The sequence below is a fragment of the Oceanobacillus indicireducens genome, assembly GCF_014647195.1.
GTDB lineage: Bacteria > Bacillota > Bacilli > Bacillales > Amphibacillaceae > Oceanobacillus > Oceanobacillus indicireducens.
Map to the genome: position 1 here is coordinate 122,589 of NZ_BMOS01000011.1, position 6,888 is coordinate 129,476.

A 6,888-nucleotide genomic window follows, 5' to 3' on the forward strand; every position below is an offset into this window, starting at 1 on the left:
ATTCTCCCCCATTAATTATCTTTCAGGCGCTCTACCAGCTCGTCATATTTCGGGCTGCTCAAGAAATTATCAACGGAAATATGTTCCGCCGTTGGAAGCTTATTCTTCGCACGATTCGTCAAATCCTTATGGGTGATGACAATATCTGCATCATCCGGGATGTCATTAATCGCTTTATTCGTTACGAAAATATCGATATCTGCCTTCTTGAATTTATTTTTAAGTAACGAGGCACCCATCGCACTTGAACCCATACCAGCATCACAAGCGAAGATAATTTTATTTACTTCTTCTTTCTCATGTTCTGGTTCAGGTGCTGTTTCTTCTGTCCCTTGATCTGAGTCATCTGTTACTTCTCCTGTAAGCAATCGATCTATGAGTTCATCGTATTTCGGACTGTTCAGGAAGTTATCGACAGAAATATGCTCAGCTGTTGGAACTTTTGCCTTTGCACGATCAGTCAAGTCTTTATGGGTGATAACTATATCCGCGTCATTTGGAATATCATTGATTGCTTTATTCGTTACGGAAATGTCGATATCCAATTTCTTGAATTTATTTTTCAGAAGGGATGCACCCATTGCGCTTGAGCCCATACCAGCATCACAGGCGAAAATAATTTTATCGATTTGTTCTGGTTTTTTCTTTTGGATGGTGACTGTTTTTATAATGTCTTCATTTTCTTCTTCATCTTGGTTCAAAGCACCTGTAACAGAGCTTTTCTTCCCTTTCATTTCTTCCATTTTACCTGTTGCATCTGCCAAACTATCCGTTTCGGTTTTGCTTGATTTTAAAATGATAGCAGAAATAACAAAGGTAACAGCAGCTGCCACTAGAACACCTAGGATTACACCAAGATAACTGTCTTGTGCCGTCATTGCAAGGACAGCGAAAATACTACCAGGTGATGAAGGTGCAACTAATCCTGCGCCAAACAGCTGGAACATGAACACACCGCTCACACCACCAGCGATTACTGCAAGAATTAGAATTGGTTTCATCAATACGTAAGGGAAATAAATTTCATGTATCCCACCGAAGAACTGAATGATTGCTGCCCCCGGTGCAGAACTCTTGGAAGCGCCTTTACCAAATATCATGAATGCGAGTAATATCCCGATACCCGGACCAGGGTTTGCTTCCAGTAAGAATAGAATTGATTTTCCAACTTCACTCGCTTGATCTGCACCAATCGGACTTAATATCCCGTGGTTAATTGCATTATTTAAGAATAAAATTTTCGCAGGTTCAATAATGATGTTGGCAAGTGGTAATAACCCCGCATTAATAATCACTCCGACCCCTGCTGCAAGCATTGTGTTCAATCCTTCAACTACTGGTCCAATTGCATAGACAGCAACAATCGCAAGTAATGCTGCCAAAATCCCTGCAGAGAAGTTATTGTAAAGCATCTCAAACCCTTGACGAATCTTCGCCTGGAAGAGATCATCTATTTTCTTCATTAAATAGCCGGCAAGTGGTCCCATAACCATAGCACCGAGGAACATTGGAATATCCGCTCCGACGATAACTCCCATCGTAGCCGTAGCACCAACAATTCCACCACGTATGTCATAGACCATCCGACCGCCTGTAAACCCTATCAATAATGGCAATAAGTAGTGCAGCATCGGGTCAACCATTGTTGCCAATTGTGCATTTGGCAACCAACCATCTTCAATAAATAAAGCCGTTATAATCCCCCAAGCAATAAATGCACCGATGTTCGGCATGATCATTCCGCTTAAATAACTACCGAACTGTTGCGCTTTTGCTCGAATGCCCTTCTGTTCAGCCATTTTACACACTCCCTTTAAAGTAATATCCTATACTTTTATTCTAGAGTAATACGCTCACACTACTCAATGGAATCTAAACATAACTTTGGCAAGGGACTTGTTGCCATCATTTGAATTGGTTGTCTCTGCTGTTACTATGCCCATTTTAAGTGATAAGATAAACTTGAGAATACAAAATAAGCACCCATGGCTTACAAAGCCAGGGTGCTTATTCTCCTTCTTATACTTGATTCATCACTGAACAAGCTGCTTCGTCCGCAATAATCGTTACGTTTGAATGTTTTTTCAAGACAGACGCTGGGACTTCTTCTGTTACGTCACAAGTGAGTAAGGTTGCCAAGGCCTCTGCTTTATTTTCACCAGAAATAAGCAGAAGTATTTCTTTACTTTCCATAATCGTTTCAATTCCCATAGAGATTGCCTGAGTTGGCACTTCTTCAATAGAGTGAAAGAAGCGTGAATTTGCCTCAATGGTCGATGCTTCCAAATCAGCAACTTGGGTTCTGCTAGTAAATGATGTACGAGGTTCATTGAAGCCGATATGGCCGTTTGCACCAATTCCTAGTACTTGAATATCGATTTCCCCTGCAGCCTGGATGGCTTCTTCATATTCTTCGCATTCTTGCCGTAAATCTGGAGCAATTCCATTGGGAATCTGGACATTATCTAATGAGATATCAATATGATCGAATAATTTATCTTTCATAAAATAATAATAGCTGTTCGGGTCAGTCCTTTCGATGCCGACATATTCATCGAGGTTAAATGTCTTTACCTGCTGAAATGAAACCTTGCCTTGGTTATATTTCTTAATTATTTGTTTGTAAAGCCCTTCAGGAGTCGAGCCGGTAGCTAATCCTAATACAGGATTTTCGAGTTCATTGATTCTTTCAACGAGGAAAGAACAAGCTCTTTCGCTCAATGCATCATAATCTTTTACTTGAATGATTTTCATCTTTTTACTCTCCTTGTAGGAAACGCGCATCTTAGATAGATGACGTTAAGATTGATATGGTCAGGAACAACCATATTGATACATTAAGTTTAGCACTTTTGAAATTGATAAAGTGTGTCAATTTCAAGAATTTGTGTAGATATTCACAATGGGGTTGATGTATGATAAAAGAAATGAGTTAGTAAGATTATGATGCGGGAGGGGTTAACGATTAATATTTCAATTATTAAAGCAGCTCCAGAACATACGGAAGAGATAAGTACAATCTGCTCCATTGGCTGGCGGCAAACGGTTCAAGGTGTTTATGATGAGGAATACCAGGCCAAAAATGTAGAACATTGGTATAACCATGAACGGGTTCTTGAAGATATTGTTCAAGGTGCATACGCGCACGTCGCATTGGTAGATGGAAAAGTTGTTGGGACAATCGGAGGGGTGATGACAGATCCAAGTGTCAGTGAGATATATGTTTTCTATGTAGATGAAAACTATAGATATCAAGGTATTGGTGCAAGGCTACTCGAGGCATTTACGAAGAAACATGTAGAAAAAGGTGCAAGGGAACAGTATGTATCTGTTCAAGAGGGAAATGAACTTGGCATCCCTTTTTATATGGCTCGTGGCTTTCGGCAGCTGGAGCAGAAAGGGCGCTATTTACGGCGAATTGGTTAAGGTCTGTCTTCCCAGGGCTCAAGCTGGCCAACCGTGAGCACTTGCCTTTTTCCTTTAATTGCTTCAATTACACCATCAGAAATTTCCTTATGAGTTAACCATCTGGAGTGATTGCCCTCGATTACAAAGCCCAGTCGGACTTGATGGTACAAGCAATTATTAGGTACAATCGTCTTTTGTTTGATTTTATCTAAATCTGTACTGCTGCCTAGTATATGGAATAATTCCCACTCATTTTGACTTTTAGAGACTTCATTTATGATTATTGGCAGGGCATTTTCAGCAATGGAATGAATCCATGCTACTACGATATTGATGTTGCCATTTTTCTTAATTGTACCCGCTATTTGTTCTTGTAACTTTTCTTCATTTGTATAATTAACGAGGAGTGGTGTTATCTTTTCACTTGAAACAGTCTTGCTCATTAGTTCTTCCATCCGTTCAGGGTTACGAGCAATGATGGACACGTGATAACCTTGATCAACTAACCAGAGTGATACGTCCGATAACATGCCTGTTCCACCAACTACTAGTGCGTGTTTCATTCCAATCTGCTCCCTCTAAGTTAATTTTTTTAAAATCAAGTTGTATCGCGATATTGGGGATCATCACCCGTTCAGACACATGAACGGGTAATGATAAGATTTTATATCTATCTTATTCCTCTCTCATATTGAAACGGTGGACTTACTTTCCGAGTTAGTTTTTTCTCTGCGTGTAATCCCCAATAAGGATCGTTCAGCATACCTCTTGCTATAGATACGAGCTCTGCATCTCCATTAGTAATGGTCGCTTCAGCAAGTTCTGGATTGCTCAAATTACCTACTGCGATTACTGGAACGTCCAATTGTTTTTTGAATTCACGTGCGAAAGGAACTTGATAGCCTGGGGTGTTTAATGGTTTACGTTTACCTGGAGGACCTTCTCCACCGCTAGAAACGTGAAAGACATCAACACCTGCTTCTTTAAATCGCTTGGCAATCGCGATCGAATGTTCTAAGTCATATCCTCCATCGATATATTCTACAGCAGACATACGCATAAGAAGTGGCATATCTGCAGGTATTACGCTTTTTACTGCTTTAACAATTTCTTCCCCGAACAGAGCCAAATCTTTTCCATACTCATCTGTACGATTATTAATGCTCGGTGACATGAATTGATGGATAAGATAGCCATGGGCACCGTGTAACTCAATCGTATCAAATCCAGCTTTTACTGCTCGCACGGCAGCTTCCTTAAATTGCTGAACCGTTTCTTTTACTTCTTCGGTTGTTAAAGCTCGTGGGGCTTTTAGTCCATCATTCATAGTTTCTTCTGGCAATACTTCTACTGGAATATCGGAAGGCCCTACCGGTTGTTTTGCATCTTCCGCTTTTCTCCCAGCATGAGCAATTTGAATACCAACCTTGGCATCATGCTTTTTGATAGCTTGAACAAGGCGTTCGTAATGTGGAATATGTTCATCTGACCATAATCCAAGGTCGTTATCAGTAATCCGTCCCTCAGGAGTAACACTTGTCATCTCCATAATGATAAGACCAGTTCCTCCAACCGCTCGTGAGACGTAGTGAACAAAATGCCAATCATTTGGAATCCCATCTTCTTTTGTTACGGAATACTGACACATCGGCGCCATTACAATTCGGTTTTTTAATGTTAAATCCTTGATCGTGTAAGGACTGAATAGTTGACTCATTATATAAACTCCCTTCATTTGCGCATGCATACAATGTAACTTTTAATATATGCAAGTGCAAATAATTGAATTTAGAAAGGATTATTCTTATGGATCATAATGAGCTGGTATGGCAGTTTGTTTAAGGTTTTTTATATACAGAAAATATACTGTCACTCGATGTATGAATTAAATTTATTTACTTGTGAAATAGAGGAATGAATATAATAAAGATTCTATTAAAATGTGTGTATCATCACTAAATTCGTGGTATAATAAACATATACAGGTAGAAATGTGCATATAATAAAGCAGACCGTTCATGCTAGTTACATGAACGGTCGCAATAGACCGAACCCCAACAAGAGGGGCTAGGCAGCACAAGGAAAAAATAATCCCTCAGCGCCGAGCAAACGCATGTGAGGGGTTATTTTTTATGGTTTTTATCAGAAACGTGAAGGCTGATATATTATCATTCTTGAATAACTCAATTATTTTTTTAGTAATCAGTTGACTAGTCAACTAAAAGCGGAGGAGATTTACATGTTTACCATACCAGGCCATCATCATATTTCGATGATTACAAAGAACGCCAGTCAAAATAACCATTTTTATAAACAAATATTAGGTTTACGCCGTGTGAAAGTAACGGTGAACCAAGATGATCCATCGATGTATCATTTATTTTATGGAGATAAGACAGGTAGTCCGGGTACGGAACTGACCTTTTTTGAGATTCCGATGTCAGGACATACGTACCGTGGAACAAACGCGATCACAAGAATCGGGTTACTAGTACCATCAGTGGAAAGCCTTCATTATTGGAAGGAACGCTTTGAAAAGTATGACGTATATCATGATGAAATAGGGACATATGCGAATCGCCCGGCATTAAAATTTGAAGATCCAGATGGACTGCGCCTCGTGTTACTCGCCTCCAGTGAAAGAATCGGCCACTGGGAAACATGGGAGAAATCAACTGTTCCGAAAGAGCATCAGATTCAAGGAATGGGTCCGATTGAAATAACTGTACGCCGACTTGAAAAGCTAGCAAATACCCTTATAGATATGTTCGGTTATACAGAGGTAAGCCGGAATGAAAGTGAAGCAATTTTTCAATCCGTTGAAGGAGAAGCTTTTGGAGAAATTGTTGCGAAATATATGGATGGACCTGTTGAAAGACCAGGTCGCGGCAGTATTCATCATTTGGCAATCCGTGTGCGAAATGACGAAGAACTAGAGTATTGGAGTGAACAGGTAAAACAAAGAGGTTTCCATTCGTCAGGTATTGTTGACCGATTCTACTTCAAGAGCCTGTATTTCCGAGAGTCAAACGGCATTCTTTTTGAAATAGCAACGGATGAACCAGGATTTACGGTTGATAGTGATGTCGAAAGCTTAGGCGAGCAACTTGATTTACCACCGTTTCTTGAAGAACATCGAGAGGAGATTGAAGCGAAGTTAGCTCCGATTGAAGAGCAGGAGGAAAAATAACATGATTGAAATCTTACCGAGAATTAATGAATTAGCAAAGAAGCAACGTGTAGCAGGGCTAACTCGTGAGGAAAAAGCTGAACAGAACATGCTTCGGGAAAATTATTTACGAGCAATCCGCGGGCAAGTGCTTGATACATTCTCTGGGATGAAGATGATGGACCCGCTTGGGCAGGATATAACACCTGAGAAGGTTCGTCATTTGAAAGAAATAAAGGAGTAACTGACATTTTTTCAATAAATAATGTAAACTAGCACATTATTCCAGGTCATCTATTTCAAACTAATTC

The 6,888-nt window shown here is 39.9% G+C and carries 7 protein-coding genes; 3 read left to right on the forward strand and 4 right to left on the reverse strand.

The window, feature by feature from the left end; translation table 11 throughout:
* Positions 1–11: 11 nt before the first annotated feature.
* The gene (locus tag IEX94_RS09760; RefSeq protein ID WP_188857015.1) at positions 12–1,799 is read right to left on the reverse strand and encodes a PTS mannitol transporter subunit IIBC; all 1,788 of its coding nucleotides are present in this window, start codon (positions 1,797–1,799) and stop codon (positions 12–14) included.
* A 220-nt stretch (positions 1,800–2,019) separates the two neighbouring features.
* Positions 2,020–2,754 carry a glucosamine-6-phosphate deaminase gene (gene nagB / locus IEX94_RS09765; RefSeq protein WP_188857016.1) on the reverse strand — a complete coding sequence of 245 codons (735 nt, stop codon included), beginning with the start codon at positions 2,752–2,754 and terminating at the stop codon, positions 2,020–2,022.
* A 189-nt stretch (positions 2,755–2,943) separates the two neighbouring features.
* Here nagB and IEX94_RS09770 point away from each other — a divergent pair, with 189 nt between their 5' ends.
* Positions 2,944–3,426: a GNAT family N-acetyltransferase gene (locus tag IEX94_RS09770; protein WP_229782658.1), complete on the forward strand. Its 483-nt coding sequence runs from the start codon at positions 2,944–2,946 to the stop codon at positions 3,424–3,426.
* Here the strand turns inward: IEX94_RS09770 and IEX94_RS09775 are convergent.
* Both IEX94_RS09775 and IEX94_RS09780 read right to left on the reverse strand, forming a co-directional pair.
* Complete coding sequence (locus tag IEX94_RS09775; RefSeq protein ID WP_188857017.1) at positions 3,423–3,971, reverse strand: short-chain dehydrogenase; 549 nt, start codon at positions 3,969–3,971, stop codon at positions 3,423–3,425. The genes IEX94_RS09770 and IEX94_RS09775 overlap by 4 nt on opposite strands.
* 107 nt (positions 3,972–4,078) lie before the next feature.
* The gene (locus tag IEX94_RS09780) at positions 4,079–5,125 is read right to left on the reverse strand and encodes an NADH:flavin oxidoreductase/NADH oxidase (protein ID WP_188857018.1); all 1,047 of its coding nucleotides are present in this window, start codon (positions 5,123–5,125) and stop codon (positions 4,079–4,081) included.
* Between the two features lie 522 nt (positions 5,126–5,647).
* On the opposite strand from IEX94_RS09780, the gene IEX94_RS09785 reads away from it, so the two are divergent.
* The gene (locus IEX94_RS09785; RefSeq protein ID WP_188857019.1) at positions 5,648–6,598 is read left to right on the forward strand and encodes a ring-cleaving dioxygenase; all 951 of its coding nucleotides are present in this window, start codon (positions 5,648–5,650) and stop codon (positions 6,596–6,598) included.
* 1 nt (position 6,599) lies between these two features.
* Positions 6,600–6,821: a DUF896 domain-containing protein gene (locus IEX94_RS09790; RefSeq protein WP_188857020.1), complete on the forward strand. Its 222-nt coding sequence runs from the start codon at positions 6,600–6,602 to the stop codon at positions 6,819–6,821.
* The last annotated feature ends 67 nt before the right edge of the window (positions 6,822–6,888 follow it).